Annotated in this window: 15 protein-coding genes; 11 read left to right on the forward strand and 4 right to left on the reverse strand. The window is 68.5% G+C overall.

Annotation, left to right across the window (positions count from 1 at the left end; genetic code table 11):
• From D457_RS0110765 to D457_RS0110790, 5 genes are all read left to right on the forward strand, one after another.
• Positions 1–766 (forward strand): glycosyltransferase (locus D457_RS0110765; RefSeq protein WP_039831198.1); only part of this gene is annotated, 766 nt, incomplete at its 5' end.
• Positions 767–897: 131 nt separating this feature from the next.
• Positions 898–2,370: a glycosyltransferase gene (locus D457_RS32335; protein ID WP_239646067.1), complete on the forward strand. Its 1,473-nt coding sequence runs from the start codon at positions 898–900 to the stop codon at positions 2,368–2,370.
• Positions 2,371–2,533: 163 nt separating this feature from the next.
• Positions 2,534–4,009 (forward strand): glycosyltransferase, encoded by a 1,476-nt coding sequence (locus tag D457_RS0110775; RefSeq protein ID WP_239646068.1) that lies wholly within the window; start codon positions 2,534–2,536, stop codon positions 4,007–4,009.
• Positions 4,010–4,743: 734 nt separating this feature from the next.
• Complete coding sequence (locus tag D457_RS0110785) at positions 4,744–5,808, forward strand: 3-isopropylmalate dehydrogenase (RefSeq protein ID WP_017580677.1); 1,065 nt, start codon at positions 4,744–4,746, stop codon at positions 5,806–5,808.
• A 224-nt stretch (positions 5,809–6,032) separates the two neighbouring features.
• Positions 6,033–7,148 (forward strand): branched-chain amino acid aminotransferase, encoded by a 1,116-nt coding sequence (locus D457_RS0110790; protein ID WP_017580678.1) that lies wholly within the window; start codon positions 6,033–6,035, stop codon positions 7,146–7,148.
• A gap of 79 nt (positions 7,149–7,227) precedes the next feature.
• On the opposite strand, the gene D457_RS0110795 is transcribed toward D457_RS0110790, so the two are convergent.
• On the reverse strand, positions 7,228–7,626 hold the full coding sequence (locus D457_RS0110795) for a type II toxin-antitoxin system VapC family toxin (protein WP_017580679.1): 399 nt from the start codon (positions 7,624–7,626) through the stop codon (positions 7,228–7,230).
• Positions 7,627–7,902, reverse strand: coding sequence for a type II toxin-antitoxin system Phd/YefM family antitoxin (locus tag D457_RS34675; protein ID WP_083926730.1), 276 nt, complete (start codon positions 7,900–7,902; stop codon positions 7,627–7,629).
• Positions 7,903–8,226: 324 nt separating this feature from the next.
• On the opposite strand from D457_RS34675, the gene cimA reads away from it, so the two are divergent.
• From cimA to D457_RS0110815, 4 genes are all read left to right on the forward strand, one after another.
• Positions 8,227–9,837: a citramalate synthase gene (gene cimA, locus D457_RS0110800; RefSeq protein ID WP_017580680.1), complete on the forward strand. Its 1,611-nt coding sequence runs from the start codon at positions 8,227–8,229 to the stop codon at positions 9,835–9,837.
• Between the two features lie 360 nt (positions 9,838–10,197).
• Positions 10,198–11,145: a carbohydrate ABC transporter permease gene (locus tag D457_RS0110805; protein ID WP_026116530.1), complete on the forward strand. Its 948-nt coding sequence runs from the start codon at positions 10,198–10,200 to the stop codon at positions 11,143–11,145.
• Positions 11,142–12,077 (forward strand): carbohydrate ABC transporter permease, encoded by a 936-nt coding sequence (locus D457_RS0110810; protein ID WP_017580682.1) that lies wholly within the window; start codon positions 11,142–11,144, stop codon positions 12,075–12,077. Before D457_RS0110805 ends, D457_RS0110810 begins: the two co-directional genes overlap by 4 nt.
• 32 nt (positions 12,078–12,109) lie before the next feature.
• The gene (locus D457_RS0110815; RefSeq protein ID WP_017580683.1) at positions 12,110–13,513 is read left to right on the forward strand and encodes an ABC transporter substrate-binding protein; all 1,404 of its coding nucleotides are present in this window, start codon (positions 12,110–12,112) and stop codon (positions 13,511–13,513) included.
• A 77-nt stretch (positions 13,514–13,590) separates the two neighbouring features.
• Here D457_RS0110815 and D457_RS0110820 read toward each other — a convergent pair whose 3' ends face one another.
• Both D457_RS0110820 and D457_RS0110825 read right to left on the reverse strand, forming a co-directional pair.
• Positions 13,591–13,998 (reverse strand): Rieske (2Fe-2S) protein, encoded by a 408-nt coding sequence (locus D457_RS0110820; protein ID WP_394297037.1) that lies wholly within the window; start codon positions 13,996–13,998, stop codon positions 13,591–13,593.
• Positions 13,999–14,283: 285 nt separating this feature from the next.
• Positions 14,284–15,078 (reverse strand): DUF3152 domain-containing protein, encoded by a 795-nt coding sequence (locus D457_RS0110825; protein WP_017580685.1) that lies wholly within the window; start codon positions 15,076–15,078, stop codon positions 14,284–14,286.
• 485 nt (positions 15,079–15,563) lie between these two features.
• Here D457_RS0110825 and D457_RS0110830 point away from each other — a divergent pair, with 485 nt between their 5' ends.
• Together D457_RS0110830 and D457_RS0110835 are read left to right on the forward strand one after the other, a co-directional pair.
• Positions 15,564–16,364 carry a fumarylacetoacetate hydrolase family protein gene (locus D457_RS0110830; RefSeq protein ID WP_017580686.1) on the forward strand — a complete coding sequence of 267 codons (801 nt, stop codon included), beginning with the start codon at positions 15,564–15,566 and terminating at the stop codon, positions 16,362–16,364.
• A gap of 81 nt (positions 16,365–16,445) precedes the next feature.
• Positions 16,446–17,339 carry a GDSL-type esterase/lipase family protein gene (locus D457_RS0110835; protein ID WP_017580687.1) on the forward strand — a complete coding sequence of 298 codons (894 nt, stop codon included), beginning with the start codon at positions 16,446–16,448 and terminating at the stop codon, positions 17,337–17,339.
• Positions 17,340–17,397 lie beyond the last annotated feature (58 nt).

Consider the following 17,397-nt stretch of genomic DNA (forward strand, 5'->3'; position numbering starts at 1 on the left):
GCGGGGTGCTTTCTCTGATCCGTCGGTGTCGGTGGTGTTGTGTACGCGGCGGCCGGAGATGGTGGGTTTCGCTCTGCGGCAGGTGGCGCGTCAGCGGGGTGTGGAGGTGGAGGTCGTGCTGGCGTTGCACGGTTTCGACACGGACGCGCCGGGGGTGGCCGAGGCGGTGGGCGCCTACCGGGCTCTTGGCCGGGAGTTGGTGGTGTGGCGGCCGGATGCGGACATGGTGTTCGGTTCGGTGTTGAACGGGGCGATCGGGCGGGCGAGCGGTTTCCTGGTCGCGAAGATGGATGATGACGACTGGTACGGGCCCGAGCACCTGTCGGATCTGGTGCTGGCCCGCCGCTACTCCGGCGCCGACCTGGTGGGTTGCGCGACCGAGTACCACTATCTGGAACAACTGGACGTCACTGTGCGGCGGTTCGTGCCCTCGGAGCGTTTCGCCAGACACGTCACCGGAGCTGGGTTGATGACCGACCGCTCGCTTCTGGAGGAGGTGGGCGGCTTTCGGCCGCTGGGTCTGGGGGAGGACGGCGCACTGTTGGAGGACGCACGGAGGATCGGCGGTTTCATCTACCGCTCACACGGCCTGGGATGCCTCATTCGGCGTAGGAGAAAGGGCCATACCTGGCAGGAAGCCCCCGGCTACTTCCTGAAGGACCCTCAGCAGCAGTGGTCAGGGTGGCGGCCCAGCGCACTTCTGGAATCCGATCCCAAGGACGAGCCGACCTCCTGGCCTGCTCTGACGACGTACAGGAGCCAATAATGACCCTTGTCCAAGGTGGTCCGCGCGAAGAGCGCACACTCGCCGATCCCGCTCCGCGTCCGTTGATCCGGTGTAACGACTATTCGGTGTTGGAGCCGCCGCCGTTGGGTGGTTGGGATCCGGTGTTGTCGGTGAGTGTGGTGGTTCCGGCTTATGGCGGTCAGGAGAAGTTGGACCTGACGTTGGCGTCGTTGGCGGCGCAGAGTTATCCGGGTCACCTGATGGAGGTTGTGGTGGTGGATGACGGTAGTGAGCCTGCGTTGGTGCTCCCGCCGATCCGCCCCGAGAACACGCGGATCGTACCGAGTCTGCCCGGCGGCTGGGCCCGCGGGCATGCAGTGCGCTCCGGCGCGGCAGCGTCGGACGCAGACGCTCTGCTCTTCCTCGACGCGGACATGATCGTCTTCCGGGAGCACGTGGAGGCGCAGCTGCGCTGGCACCACCTGGCCGACTACCTCGCCGTCACCGGACATCTGCGCTGCGTTGACTACACACCGGGCTCCCTGACCCCGACCGAGGTCAGGGAAGCGATGGAACGGGGGGAGCCGCAGACCCTGGTCGAGGGGCCGGGTGAGGAGCTCGAGTGGCTGGGCAGGGCCTATAAGCGGACGGGGAATCTGAAAACCGGCGGACACACAGCGTTCCGGCACTTTATCGGGGCCACCGGATCGGTGCGCCGCACGTTCTTCGAGGAATCCGGCGGGGCAGCTTCCGAACTCGTCCTGGGCGAGGACACCCACCTCGGATACCGCTTCGCCCAGCACGGCGCCGTGTTCGTCCCCGAACTGGACACCAGCAGCTGGCATCTGGGCCGTCCACAGATGGAGACCCGCAAAGAAGACGGTGCCCGCTTCCGGTACCCGTTCGTCGGTAACCGCCTCCCCCTGGTCGGTGACAACCGCAAACGCGTTGGCCGGCAATGGCAGGTGCCCCGGGTCGACACGGTGGTCGACACCACCGGCAGCGGTTTCGAAGAGGTGGCGCAGACGGTGGACGCTCTGTTGGGCGGGGACACTGCCGACATTCGTATCCGGTTGGTGGGGGAGTGGGGTCGGGTCACCCCGGGGCGGCACGGCACGATCGACGATCCGGCGGTGGACGTGCGGCTGGTGCACGAGAACTACCGGTGCGAGCCCCGGGTGGAGTTCGTCGAGTCCGAACCGGCCCCTGACCCGGACGTGCCCTTCCGGCTACGGGTGGGTCCCGGACAACCGCTGGCCCGGCACGCCGTGGAACACATGATCAAACAGGCGGATGCGGCGGGCGCGGGTCTGCTGCGAGCCACCGCCCCCGGAGACGACCTCGGCGGCCCCCGGCTGGAGCGCACCGCGGCCTTCGCCCGCGCGCGTCGGCTGGGGGCGGGGGAAGACGAGCTCGACGCCATGGTGGACGAGCTCTTCGGTACGCACTGGCTCGACGGCCAGAGCCAGCTGTTCACACCGCAGGACCCGATACCGGAGACCCCGTCGGACTGGAAGGAACAGCTGGAGCGGGCGGGTGCCCGGGTCGAGGCGCAGAAGGTTCGAGTGGAGCGGCTGAAGCATCGGTTCCACTGGTTGACCAGGAGCCGGACTGGACGGTTCCTGTGCCGGATCATTGGTTGAGGACGGGACGGGACAGCGCATGGTGATCGGTGACGGAGCGGTGCGGGGTACGGGGGCTGCCGGTGTCGGGTTGAGGGGATGCGCTCCGCGTCCGTTGATCCGGTGTAACGACTATTCGGTGTTGGAGCCGCCGCCGTTGGGTGGTTGGGATCCGGTGTTGTCGGTGAGTGTGGTGGTTCCGGCTTATGGCGGTCAGGAGAAGTTGGACCTGACGTTGGCGTCGTTGGCGGCGCAGAGTTATCCGGGTCACCTGATGGAGGTTGTGGTGGTGGATGACGGTAGTGAGCCTGCGTTGGTGCTCCCGCCGATCCGCCCCGAGAACACGCGCCTGGTCACCGCCCCCGCACACGGATGGGGCCCAGGACACGCGGTTCAGGCCGGGGTGGAGGCCACGGAGGCGCCCGTCGTCATGAGGTTGGACGCCGACATGGTCGCCGACCGCGAGCACGTGGAGGCGCACCTGCGCTGGCACCACCTTGCTGATTACCTCGCCGTCATGGGCAGGGTCGTCTTCACGGACGCTCCGGACACCGGGCTCACCGCCACCGGGATGCGCGAGCGGGTGGAGGACGGCTCGGCCGCGGACTTTCTGGGGCCGGGGAACACCATGGAATGGGTGTCCGAGGTGTTGGAGTCCACTGACGGCCTCCGGACGGCAGGGCACCGGGCCTGGGAGGTCTTCACCGGGGCCACGGCCTCTGTGCGGCGTGAGCTTTTCGAGAGCGCTGGAGGGATGGATCCGGCGATGGCAATGGGAGAGGACAGCGAACTCGGGTACCGGTTGTCCCAGCGGGGCGCGGTGTTCGTTCCGGAGCCCGGTGCGGTCGGATGGCACCTGGGGCGTCCGACCACGGAGCGGCGCGGGGTAGCCGCGGTCCGTTTCGGCCGCCCGTTCAAGGAGAACCGGATCCCCCGTCAGGGGAGTCGTAGGGATTCGCCTCGGCGGACCTGGCAGGTGCCGTTCGTCGATGTGGTGGTCGACACGGTCGGCCGCAGATTCGACGACGTCTCGGCGACGGTGGACGCTCTGTTGGGCGGGGACACTGCCGACATTCGTATCCGGTTGGTGGGGGAGTGGGGTCGGGTCACCCCGGGGCGGCACGGCACGATCGACGATCCGGCGGTGGACGTGCGGCTGGTGCACGAGAACTACCGGTGCGAGCCCCGGGTGGAGTTCGTCGAGTCCGAACCGTCCCCTGACCCGGACGTGCCCTTCCGGCTGATGGTCTCTCCGGGTTCCCTCTCGCGCCCGGGCGCGGTGCGGGCCCTGACCGGGGCCGCCGACCGGGAGGGCGCCGGTCTCGTCCTGATCCGGAGTGCGGGCCGTGACCGCGGTGAGGCGCTGCGCCTGGAGCGCACTGCCGCCTTTGCCCGGGCCCGCCACCTGGGTGCGAGCGCGGGGGAGCGGGACGCTTTGGTCGCACAGCTGTGGGGACTGCACCTGATGGACCGGTACGAGGTCCTGATCGCGGACAGGGAGTCGGGTGAGCGGCCTCCGAAGGACTGGCACAAGAAGATGCTCAAGGCGGAGCGGAACGAGGAGCGGTGGCGCGCAGAGGCCGAGCGGTGGGAGCGCCGGATCCGGGCGTTGACCGGAGGGCGGCTGTCCCGGCTGTTGCTCGCTGTGCGGCGAGGGTGAGCGTTGACCGGACGGGACCCGCACCGCGAGGACCGCTCCGGCCCTGTCGGTAGGTTCGGCGCGCCACGTCGAGGGCGTGGCGCTTATGTCATGTTTAGTCGGTGATCTGTTGATTTGTCGGTGATCCGTTGACCTGCAGTGACGCGAAATCGTCTCACGATGCGAGAAGCTCTGGTCATATAGTTGGACATCCGATATTCTGAAGTCCTAGGAGTCAGTGGCATCGGCTCCATCGCCGGATGCCACGGTCCCCCGCTGCGCTCGCCCCCACCGGGGCCCGCGCCGGCGGTTCCGGCAGTCGATCCCGCCGGGCGAAGCTCCTGTCCCTTTTTCGTGGACAACGCCGCCCACGTTGCGCGCCCGTGAGGGTTGGCTCGACCCTGATCGCCACCCGATCCCGGACGCGCGTCACCGTCGAACGCTGACGGCGGAGCCGTACGCTCCCGGCGTCACGCAGAGCATCCGATCGCATCCGGAGGATCACATGTACGACATGATCGAGTACCCGTCCACGCCTGACACCGACGACGAGATCGCCCGCGCCCTGCAGGACGCCATCAACCGTCGTGACTGAGTGCTGCGCCTTTTGAGGCCTTCGCTGCGCTTTGGTCAGTGTTTGCGGGTAGGCGGCTGTGCCGGTCCTTCGGGCCGGTACAGTTGTCTCATCTACTGTTCATATCGTCTCGCTATGTGAGAATTCCATGGCGGGTCACGTCTGAGTTAGAGGCAGTCCTATGGCAGCTCGCACCGTGAAACTGGCCGTCATCCCGGGTGACGGGATCGGCTCCGAGGTGGTCGCCGAAGGTCTCAAGGTCCTGGGCGTCGCGGCCGCCCAGTTCGACCTGGCCGTCGACACCACCGAGTACGAGCTGGGCGCCAAACTCTGGCACCGCACCGGTGAGACGCTGCCCGACTCCGTCGCCGCCGAGCTGCGCGAGCACGACGCCATCTACCTGGGCGCCGTCGGCGACCCCTCCGTCCCCAGCGGGGTCCTGGAGCGCGGCCTGCTGCTGCGCCTGCGCTTCGACTTCGACCACTACGTCAACCTGCGCCCGGTGCGCCTGTACCCCGGTGTGGAGAGCCCCCTGGCGGGCGTGGGCCCCGAGGACATCGACATGCTGGTCGTGCGCGAGGGCACCGAGGGCCCCTACGCGGGCGCGGGCGGCGTGCTGCGCAAGGGCACCCCGCACGAGATCGCCACCCAGGACAGCGTGAACACCCGCTTCGGCGTCGAGCGCGTGGTCCGCTTCGCCTTCGAGAAGGCCGCGGTCCGCCCCCGCCAGAAGCTGACCCTGGTGCACAAGGACAACGTCCTCACCTTCGCCGGCGAGTTGTGGCAGCGCACCGTCAAGGAGGTCGGCGCCGAGTACCCGCAGGTGTCCGTGGACTACTGCCACGTCGATGCCGCGGCGATGTTCTTCGTCAACCAGCCCGGCCGCTTCGACGTGGTCGTTACCGACAACCTGTTCGGCGACATCATCACCGACATCGGCGCGGCCATCACCGGCGGCATCGGCCTGGCCGCCAGCGGTAACATCAACCCGGACAACACCTTCCCCAGCATGTTCGAGCCGGTCCACGGTTCCGCGCCGGACATCGCCGGCCAGGGCAAGGCCGACCCGACCGCCACGGTGCTCTCGGCCGCGACCATGCTGGACCACCTGGGTGTACCCGAAGCCGCACGCCGTATCGAGGCCGCGGTCTCGGCGGACCTGAAGACCCGCGCCCAGAGCGGTGCGGTCCGGTCCACCACCCAGATCGGCGACGACCTCGCCGCGCGAGTAGCCGAGCAGGGCTGACACCACCCCCGTCGGCCCTGCCCGTTTTCGAGGCGCGGCCGACCCAGAAGCCACTGAAAAGCCACCTGTGACGACAGCGGGCGCGCCTGGAAACACTCCGGCGCGCCCGCTGCCCGTTTGGCTCCGTTTGGTTCCGCCCTGGCACCGGGTGCGCTCTTCCGACACACTAGATCCCAGGTCGGCGGCGCTGCCGACCCGTTGCACCCGAGAGGACCACCGACAACATGGACAACAACGCCACCACCACTGGCTTGACGTTCGACATCCAGCTCTCCGACCAGCGGAAGACCCCGCAGGAGCGCGAGGCACTGCTGGAGAACCCCGGGTTCGGTCAGGTGTTCACCGACCACATGGTGACCATCCGCTACACCGAGGGCAAGGGCTGGCACGACGCCAAGCTGGAGCCGTACGGTCCGCTGAGCCTGGACCCGGCCACCGCTGCCCTGCACTACGCCCAGGAGATCTTCGAGGGACTCAAGGCCTACCGCCACCCGGACGGTTCGCTCGCCTCCTTCCGCCCCGAGGCCAACGCGGCCCGCTTCAACCGCAGCGCTGCGCGGATGGCGATGCCGGACCTGCCCGAGGAGCTCTTCCTCAAGTCCATCGAGCTGCTCCTCGAGCACGACGGCGAGTGGGTGCCGTCCAAGGAGTACTTCAGCCTCTACCTGCGCCCGTTCATGATCGCCACCGACGTGGGCCTGGGGGTCAACAACCCCTCGCGCAGCTACATCTACCTGCTCATCGCCTCGCCGGTGGGCTCCTACTTCTCCGGCGGCGTCAAGCCGGTGACGGTCTGGCTGTCCAAGGACTTCACCCGCGCCGCCCCGGGCGGCACCGGCGCCGCGAAGTTCGCGGGCAACTACGCCGCGAGCTTCCTGGCCCAGGCCCAGGCCGTGGAGAAGGGCTGCGACCAGGTCGTGTGGCTGGACGCCCGCGAGCACCGCTGGGTCGAGGAGATGGGCGGCATGAACCTGTGGTTCGTGTTCGGCGAGGGCGAGAACGCCCGCCTGCGCACGCCCCCGCTGACCGGCACCCTGCTGCCCGGCATCACTCGCGAGTCGCTGCTGACCCTCGCCCCGGACCTGGGCATCCCGGCCGAGGAGGAGCCGCTGTCCATCGAGGAGTGGAAGGCCGCCGCCGAGTCCGGTGAGATGACCGAGGTCTTCGCCTGCGGCACCGCCGCGGTGGTCACCCCGGTCGGCCACGTCAAGAGCGACGACGGCGAGTTCACCATCGGCGACGGCACGCCCGGCCCGGTCACCATGCGCCTGCGCGAGGAGCTGGTGGGCCTGCAGACCGGTCTGCGCGAGGACAAGCACGGCTGGATCACGCGCTTCTAGGAGTGGAGAAGCCGGATGACCGGCAGGGGCCGCCGTCAGCACGCCCGACGGCGGCCCTTCTCCTGTCCGGGGCCGGGGCTCAGACCCCCGGGCTGGCGACGGGAAGCCCGACCTGCTCAGCGGCGGTGAGCAGGCGCTTGTCATAGGTTACGAACGCGGTGATGCTGCTCCCTAGGACCGAATGGGCGGTTGCCAGGTGAATTGCATCGAGTGAACGTAGATGTGGTTCCGTGTAGGCAGCCGCAGCAGCCCGTACGGCTCCATTGATCTCGTAGAGGTGAACTCTGCCGAGCACCGGGCTCACACTTCCCAGCAATTGCGGTTCGCTGCGGCGCAGGGCCCTGGGCACTTCCACCTCAGCCAGAGCCGATGAGGCGAGGGGAACCTCTTGCCTCTGGGTCAGCCACTCGAAGAGCGCGTCACTCTCTTGTTCACGCCTGATGAGCTTCACCAGCGCTGCGCTGTCGCAGTAGAGCACTTAGTGGTTCTCCTCGTCCCGCATCTCTTCCAGGAGCGCTCCTGCCTCATGAGTGGTTCTGATCGGCCCGGTGGGTGCCGGAATCGGGCCTGGAAGTACAGGGGGCCTCATGTCTCCGGAACGGATCATTTCGCTCAGGGGATTCGTCCCTGTGGGCACGATACGGGCGACCACCTTGTCATGGCTGTCGGTGATCTCGATCTCGTGGCCCCTTTGTACCTGGGAGAGGACCTTCGATGTGTGGAGTGCCAGTTCATCTGCCGAGACTGTGCTCATGTTCCCAGCGTAAGCGGCTCCGGGGCGGCTGTCATGACTTTTCCTCCGGCTGTGGAAAAGTGCCCGTTGTGTCCGTTCTGAGAAACTTTCGTCTCAGGGAATGAGACACATGGGCCCCGAACTGCGTCTCTCCGGGGGCCGTGTGGCACACTGGCCTCATGCTGTCCCAGGTACTCATTATTTTGGGGCGCGCTGGCTGACGACTTCCCGCGTAGACGCAGGGAAGAATCCGGACCCTGCCAGCGCGCTGACCTCTCGTGTCCACGAGGGGTCTTTTTTGTTGGTCGGGACCGCCACACACAGCATCGACCGGGAGTTCCATCCATGAGGAACGACAGTTTCCACGTCTTCGACACCACGCTGCGCGACGGAGCCCAGCGCGAGGGGATCAATCTTCGGGTCTCCGACAAGCTGGCCATCGCGAAGCTGCTCGACGACTTCGGAGTGGCGTTCATCGAGGGTGGGTGGCCCGGGGCCAACCCCAAGGACACCGAATTCTTTCAGCGGGCTTCACAAGAGCTGACGCTGAAGCACGCGCAACTCTCCGCGTTCGGGGCGACCCGCCGGGCCGGAGTGAAGGCCGCCGACGACCCTCAGGTGGCCGCACTGCGCGACAGCGGCGCGTCGGTCGTCACTCTTGTCGCCAAGAGTGATGACCGGCACGTCGAACGTGCCCTGCGCACGACCCTCGACGAGAACCTCGCCATGGTCACCGACACCGTCGCCCACCTGCACGAACACGGGCAGCGCGTGTTCGTGGACTGCGAGCACTTCTTCGACGGCTACCACCACAACCCCGAGTACGCGCTCGCCGTGGTGCGGGCCGCGGCCGATGCCGGGGCCGACGTGGTGGTGCTGTGCGACACCAACGGGGGCATGCTCCCCAGCGACGTCACCCGCGTGGTCACCGAGGTACTGGAGGCCACCGGCGCCCGCCTGGGCATCCACGCCCAGGACGACACCGGCTGCGCCGTCGCCAACACCCTCGCAGCCGTGGACGCGGGCGCCACACACGTGCAGTGCACCGCCAACGGCTACGGCGAGCGCGTGGGCAACGCCAACCTCTTCTCCGTGGTGGGCGCGCTCAACCTCAAACGGGGCATGGACGTCCTGCCCGAGGGCTGCATGGGTGAGATGACCCGGGTGGCCACCGCCATCGCCGAGCTCGTCAACCTCGCCCCCGACACCCACCAGCCCTACGTGGGGGTGTCAGCCTTCGCGCACAAGGCCGGGCTGCACGCCTCGGCCATCAAGGTCGACCCCGACCTGTACCAGCACACCGACCCCGAGCTGGTCGGCAACCGCATGCGCATGCTCGTCTCCGACATGGCCGGGCGCGCCTCCATCGAGCTCAAGGCCCAGGAGCTGGGGCTGGACCTGGCCGGAGACCGTGCCCTGTCCGGGCGGGTCGTGGAGCGGGTCAAGAGCCTGGAACTGTCCGGCTACAGCTTCGAGGCGGCCGACGCCTCCCTGGAGCTGCTGCTGCGCGAGGAGCTCGGTGCCCCGGTCCGCTACTTCGAGACCGAGTCCTGGCGGGTCATCACCGAGCGCCGCCCGGCGGCCGGGTCCAGCCCGCTGGCCAGCGACTACGAGAGCCTCAGCGAGGCCACGGTCAAGCTCGACGTCAAGGGTGAGCGCGTCATCGCCACCTCCGAGGGCAACGGACCGGTGAACGCCCTGGACCGGGCGCTGCGCAGTTCGATGGAGAGCGTCTACACCGCGCTGGCCGGGCTGGAGCTCACGGACTACAAGGTCCGCATCCTGGAGGGCTCCTCGGGCACCAACGCCATCACCCGGATCCTGGTCACCTTCAGCGACGGCAGTGAGGAGTGGACGACGGTGGGCGTGGGCCCGAACGTCGTGGACGCCTCGTGGGTGGCGCTGGAGCAGGCCATCACCTACGGGCTGCTGCGCCAGGGCTACCCGCAGGGCTGAGCCCCGGTTCCCGGGGCCCTGCTCCGTCATCCGCACCCGTTCGGGGTGACCTGAACCCCGTGGAACACACGTCTCTTGTCACCCGGCCGCCTGGCCCGAAACCCTTGGTCAGGCGGCCGGACCTTACCTGGAGGTAAGACAGGCCTGTCCTTGAGGCCATAGCCAGTGTGACCCCGGCCACTCGATACTGCGAACTTTGGCGAAGCCCGAGATGTACGAGTGGTGATAGATGACGGTCCTCACCGATGCGCGCCCTTCCGTTGGCGTACAGTTCGCCTTCCCGCGAACCGCAGGCCACCTGCCCCGTGAAGACTTCGGGGCGTGTCCTCAGCCACCATCCGACCGGACGGGGGGAACGGCGTGAGCGCCGGCCCGGTGTCCGAACGCCGCGCCGCGTCGCGACCAACCCCCAAGTCCTCACCCCAACGCGCCCGTCCGGGCCGGGACGCGCTCCTCGCCTGGGGCTTCCTCGGTCCCTCCGTAGTAATCTTCGCGCTCTTCCTGGTCTATCCCCTGGGCCGCACCGTCTACCTGTCGATGCACGGCAACGACATCATCGGCCAGCCCAACCGCTTCGTCGGCCTGAGCCACTTCGCCGAGATGGCCTCGCCCGAGTTCGGCCGGATCCTGTTCACCACCCTGGTGTTCACCCTCGGGGTCGTGGTTCCCGGAGTCGTCGGCGCCCTCGTGATCGTCCTCCTGATGGAGGGGGTCCTGCGCGGCCAGAAGTTCCTGCGCGGCGCCTTCGCCCTGCCCTTCGCGTTCTCCGTGGCCAGCGCCTCGGTGATCTTCGCTGTCTTCTACAGCCCGGGCAACAGCGTCCTCAACGGCATCCTCTACCGCATGGGCCTCGACCAGGTCCCCTGGCTGACCTCCCAGGAGATGGCCCTGTGGTCGGTCGCCCTCACCACGGTGTGGATGAACCTCGGCTACGGCGTCCTCGTGCTCGCCGCCGGGATCGGCTCGATCCCCAAGGAGGTCAACGAGGCCGCCCGTATCGACGGCGCCACCGGGCCGCGCCTGGCCTGGGACGTCACCGTCCCCATGCTCGGGCCACAGCTCTTCTTCCTGATCGTCATCTCCACGATCAACGCGCTCCAGAGCTTCGGCCAGATCCACATCCTCACCGCGGGCGGACCGGTCGGCTCCACGACCACCCTCGTCTACTCCATCTACCAGGACGCCTTCGCCTACGGCACCAGCGACTTCGGCCGGGCCAGCGCTCAGGCGCTCGTCCTGCTCGTGGTGGTCCTGGTGTGCACTCTGGTCCAGTTCGGTGTCATCGAGCGGAAGGTGCACTACTCATGAGCCGAACCTCCGCCGCGGCCGGCGTTTCGGGCACCGCGGACGTCCGCGGCGCCACCGCCGACGAACTCACCCGCACCGCGCCCCCGCGCCCCCGCGCGCGCCACCGGCGCGGGGTCGGATTCATCGTCGGCCGCGTCCTGCTGTACCTCATGCTGGCCGCACTGCTCATCCCGGTGCTGTTCCCCGTGTACTACGTGTTCGTCGGGACCCTCATGGAGCCCCGTGAACTCTCCACGTTCCCGCCGCGGCTGCTGCCCACTGGTGTGCACTTCGAGAACGTTCAGGGCGCGCTGGCCGCCGTCCCGCTTCTGCGCATGTACACAAACTCGCTGGTCATGGCCGGAATCATCACGGTCTGCCAGCTGTTCACCTCGGCCCTGGCCGCGTACGCGTTCGTGTTCCTGCGTTTCCGGGGCAGCGCGGTGATCTTCGCGCTGTTCCTGTCCACGCTCATGGTCCCCGCCGAGGCGACCTTCATCCCGAACTACCTCACCCTCACCGGGTGGGGGCTCGGCAACACCTATGCCGGGCTGGTCCTGCCCTTCCTGGCCTACGCGTTCGGCACCTTCCTGCTGCGCCAGAGCTTCAAACAGTTCCCGCGCGAGCTGTACGACGCCGCGCGCATCGACGGCATGGGGCACCTCAGATTCCTGTGGACCATCCTGCTGCCGCTGAGCAAACCGGCCCTGACCGCCGTCGGCATGTACGTGTTCATCACCAGTTGGAACATGTACTTCTGGCCGCTGATCATCACCCGCAGCACCGAGATGCAGACCCTGCAGATCGGTCTGAACAGCCTCAAGGCGGGGGAGGCGGCCAACCCCGGCCTCGTCCTGGCGGGCGCGGCCCTGTCCGTCATCCCCACCCTCGCCCTCGTGATCTTCGGGCAGCGCTTCATCGTCCGGGGCCTGACCGCGGGCGCTATCAAGTAGGGCGCGAAACACCTAGTGGAGACGAGTAGCAAATGAAACGTTCCCCCCGACGCCGCGGTGTGAAGACCGCAGCCCTGCTTACGAGCCTGGGCCTGGTCCTCAGTGCCTGCTCCGATGACGGTGGCGGCGGTGGCGGCAGCGACCTCACCGCCCCCGGCCCGGAGGTCCTGGACGGCCTCGACGAGGCGGTCCAGGTCGAGTTCTGGCACAGCATGGACGCCACCAACGGCCAGGTGCTGGACGGGCTGATCGATGAGTTCAACGCCCAGAACGAGGGCCGGATCGAAGTGACCGGCTCCTTCCAGGGCAACTACGACGAGGCGCTGGCCAGCCACCGCGCCGCGATCCAGCAGGGCGACACCGCCGAGCTGATCATGATCTACGACCTCGGTACGCAGTTCATGATCGACTCCGCGCAGACCGTGCCCGCGCAGTCCTTCGTCGACGAGGACGACTACGACACGTCCTCGATCGAGGACGCGCTGCTCAACTACTTCACGGTCGAAGGCGACCTGCGGTCGTTCCCCTTCAACAACTCCACCCCGCTGATGTACGTCAACCGGGACGCCTTTGAGGAGGCCGGTCTCGACCCGGACTCCCCGCCCGCCGACCTCGCAGAGATCCGTGAGGCCGCCGAACAGCTCACCGTCACCGACGACGACGGCACCGTGGTCCAGTACGGCTTCGGCGCCGCCGTGTACGGCTGGTTCATCGAGCAGTTCATGGCGCGCGCCGCCACCCCCTACTGCGACAACTCCAACGGCCGCGACGGCCGCGCCACCGAGGTGCTCTTCGACGACCCGAAGATCGTGGAGCTCGTCGAGTGGTGGGAGGAGATGATCGAGGACGACCTGGCGGTGCAGATCGGCCGCAACACCGACGACGGCCAAGCCGCCTTCACCTCCGGCCGCGCCGCGATGACCCTGGAGTCCACCGGTTCCCTGGGCGGGTTCATCGAACAGTCCGACTTCGAGGTCGGCGCCGGGTACTTCCCGCTGATCAGCGCGGACGACCCGGGCGGCTCGATCATCGGCGGCGCTTCGCTGTGGATCAACGGCGAGGGGCACACCCCCGAGGAGATCCGTGGGTCCTGGGAGTTCGTCCAGTTCCTGCTGACCCCGGAGTCCCAGTCGGTCTGGCACGCGGGAACCGGATACCTGGCGGTCAACACCGAGGGCTACGACGGCCCGGAGGCCAGTGAGCGCGCCGAGGAGTTCCCGCAGTTCTCCGTGGCCGCCAACCAGCTGGCGGACTCCGAGATCAACGAGAACACCGCGGGTTGCATGATGGGCGTGATGTCCGAGGCCCGGGTCGCCGCTGAGGAGGGCTGGGAAGCCGCCCTGACCAGCGACACCTCCGCCGAGGAGGCCATGTCCAACGCGGCCGCCGGGGTGTCCCGCACCATCGAGGAGTACAACGATTCGGTGGGCGACTAGAGCCTGAACCGATGACGGGGCCGCGGCGGGATCCATCGGATTCCACCGCGGCCCCTTCGTGTGGGGTCGGAGCGCGCTCAGGCCAGCACGATGGAGTCGCCGTCGACGCGGATCTGAATCTCCTCCAGCGGGCTCTCCGCCGGGCCCTCGACGGGGGAGCCGTCCTCGATCGAGAAGCGGCTGCCGTGGCAGGGGCACTGGATCTGCCCGTCGGAGACCTGGTCGACCGGACAGCCCTCGTGCGTGCACCTGGTGGAGAAGGCACGGAAGGTGCCCTCCTCGGGCTGGGTCACGACCACCTCGTGCTCGCTGAAGACGGCGCCCTCACCCACGGGGACCTCGTCCGTGCTGGCGATCGGGGCGTCGACGTCTGCCGGGTCCCCGACGTTCGCTGTGTCCTCGCCCCCACCGCAGGCGGTGACCACCCCGACCACGGCCCCGCCCCCGGCGACCCCGAACACGGAGCGCCTGGTCACCTCCGGCACGACGGGCACCGACTCGGCGGGGGGTTTACGGCAGTCACACATGCGGCCTCACTCTCTCGCCCGACGCAGGGCGGGCGGATTTACGCGCGGGGTGCGGGCCCCGCACGGGCGACGGACGGCCCCGCTCGCTCGGGGCCAGGACCTATGGAACACGGCGAATACCCGTCGTGTCCGGGAAATCCGCTGACGTGTCCGAAGGTCATTCGGCGCGCGCCCCGTACCGGATTGGTTGGGAACCGGTGCGGAGCGCTGAGGCCCGTTGATACCAGAGGCGGCGAGTGGGTGCTAGGGATGCACCCAGCCGTTGGCCTCGCAGCCCTGAAGACCCAGGCTCTGCTGCTGCATCACCGGGGCGGGCTCGCCGTCGCCCGGGCAGTTCACGTGGCCGTGGCCCAGGGTGTGGCCCACCTCGTGGTTGATCAGGTAGATCCGGTAGGTCTCCAGGTCGTCGTCGAAGTGATCGACGCCCGAAACCCAGCGGTTCTGGTTGATGATGGCCTGGTTGCCGTTGGCGCAGGACACGTACCCGTTGGTGCGCAGCGGGGCGCACAGGCGGTCGACCGTGTCCGGCGCGGCCAGCAGCACCCGGATGTCGGCGTCGTCACCGTCCACCTTCTGGAACGAGCGGTCCCCGTCGTTGCCCCAGCTGCGGGGGTCGCCCAGGATCTCTTCCACGGCGTCCGCGAAGTCCTCGTCCTCGCCGGGCAGCCCTTCCTCGACCTCGACCGTGAAGGTCGTCAGCGGGCCGTCACCCATGACCTCGCCCTCGCCCTCGACCACCTTGAGGTCGCCGTCGGCGGTGTCGACCTCCTCCACCACCGAGCGCAGCAGGACCGGGAGGTCCTCCTCGGCCTGCGAAGGGCTGGGGGAGGGGGTGTTCGTGGCGGCGCTGGACTCGGCCACGGGGGCGTCCTCGGGAGCGGCTCGGCGGTCGGAGCCCTCGTCGGGGATCCCGTCGCCCATCGGGCCGGTGGCGGAGGTCTCCTCGGAGGAGCCCGCGTCGGAGCCGGGTTCGGGCACGCTGACCATCAACACGGCGGAGGCACCCGAGACCAGGCACAGACCCAGGGCCAGACCCATGGGGTACCGACGGCGTCGGCGGTGCTTGGCGCGGGGAGCGGGAGCGGGCACGGGGCTCAACCTCTCGACAGTGGACGGTGGTTCCGCCGGGACCCGAACAGGGAGGGCGGGGAGGGCCGGCCTCCGGCGCCTTCCGGCGGCCGCGGGTCCGCTCCGACCAGGGCGGTCGGTGGAGGCGTCCCCACGGGAGCGGCCGAGTGTCGCGACGGCCACCCCGGGCGGTGTTCCCGCCCACTCGGGCGGTACCGCCAACCCTCGGAGCGGCGGCTGGCCGAGGGTTTTGTCTAACGCACCCCAGCATGCCAGAGATCGGCCCCGTCAAGGGCCAGGCAGAGTCCCGGGAAGTGTGGGTGTGTCACGGCTTCGGGTGTTTGTCGCGGGGGCTCCGCCCCACCGGCTGCCCGCCTTCCCCCGTGCCCACCTGGGCGCCGATACGCTTCAGACGGACAAGAACGAGTGAAATCAGGGCTGCTGGGAGGCATCAGGTGCGTATCGCACGGTTCGCGGCCGGTGACGAGGTCGGGTTCGGCCTGATCGACACGGACACGGACAGCGGGGAAGAGTTCGTCGCCCGGCTGACGGGCCACCCCCTGCTGGGGGACATCAAGCTGACGGGTGAGCGCGCGAAGCTCTCCGACGTGCGTCTGCTGTCGCCGGTCCTACCCACCAAGGTCGTGTGCATCGGCAAGAACTACGCCGACCACGTCGCGGAGATGAAGGACATCACGGGGGAGTCCACCGACGAGCCGGTGGTCTTCCTCAAGCCGTCCACCGCCGTCACCGGGCCGAACGACCCGATCTTCTACCCCTCGGCCTCCGAGCGGGTGGACTTCGAGGGTGAGCTGGCCATCGTCATCTCCCGGCCCTGCCGCGAGGTGCCGCGGGAGCGCGCCAAGGACGTGATCTTCGGCTACACCGTGGCCAACGACGTCACCGCTCGCGACCTGCAGAAGACGGACAAGCAGTGGACCCGGGCCAAGGGGTTCGACTCCTTCTGCCCGATCGGGCCGTGGATCACCACCGGGCTGAGCATCGAGGAGGCCCAGGACCTGGCGGTCACCACGACCGTGGACGGCGAGACGCGCCAGGACGGACGTACATCACAGTTCATCCACGACATCCCGGGCATCATCTCCTATGTCACCTCGTTCATGACGCTGCTCCCGGGCGACGTGGTCCTGACCGGCACCCCCGCCGGTGTGGGCCCCGTCGAGGTCGGCCAGGAGGTCACCGTTACGGTGGAACGTCTGGGTGCCATCAGCAACAGGGTGGTCACCCGGGACTGACCTCGGGGCCGTGCGCGGGCGCGCCCGCGCACGGCTGCCTTCCCGGGGCAGCACGCAACGCACCACGGAAGGTCTGACCCGTTGTCCGCACCCAGCCGCATCCCCCGCTCGTTCCTCTCCGCAGGTGTGTGCGCCCTGATCCTTCTGCTCGCGGGTTCCGGCCTGTGGATACTCACCCGGCTCTCCCCGGGGGCCGACAATCCTTCCGCTGACCCGGACTCCGACAGCACCGGCCAGACACAGGTGCGCATCATGCTGGCCGGGGACTCCATGACCCAGGGCGCCGACGGTGACAAGACCTGGCGCTTCCACCTGTGGAACCACCTCGACCCCCATATCGAGAGCCTGGACTTCGTCGGCCCCTTCACCTCGCTCGCCACACCCGAGCAGATCATCCCGCCCGAGCTCACCGGCGGTGAACCCGATGACGGTGACCCGGACAGCGTCGAGTACCGGAACCCGGACTTCGACCAGGACCACAACGCCCGTTGGGGCCGCACCCTGGACGAGGCGGCCACCACCATCGAGGAGGATGTCCGGGCGTACCAGCCGGACGTACTGTGCACCATGATCGGTGTCAACGACCTGCTGTTCCCGATCTCCGCCGAGGAGATGGAGGAACGCCTGCGCTCCTACGTGCTCGGCGCCCGTGCGTCCAACCCCGACATCCGGATCCTCCTCGCGCAGGCTCCGCGCATCGCCCTGGCCGACAGCGACGAGGGCTTCGCCCTGCGCTTGTACGTCTACAACGAACTTGTCCAGTCGGTGAGCGAGGACCTGTCCACCGAGCGGTCCCCGGTCGTCAGCTTCGATCTGGCCGGGGCTGAGCTGTGGGACACGGCCGAGGACACCTACGACGGAACGCATCCGAACGGCAGGGGGGAGCTGAAGATCGCCGCGGGCTTCGCGGACGCCCTCTCCCGTGAGTTCGGTCTGGGCCCGGCCTACCCGAGGCCGCTGCCGAGCAGCACCTGACCGGTCGCCACCGGTGCACGGGGCGGACCGCGCCCCTCCGCTCCCTCCGGGACTTCCC

Source organism: Nocardiopsis valliformis DSM 45023, from assembly GCF_000340985.1.
Classification (GTDB): domain Bacteria; phylum Actinomycetota; class Actinomycetes; order Streptosporangiales; family Streptosporangiaceae; genus Nocardiopsis; species Nocardiopsis exhalans.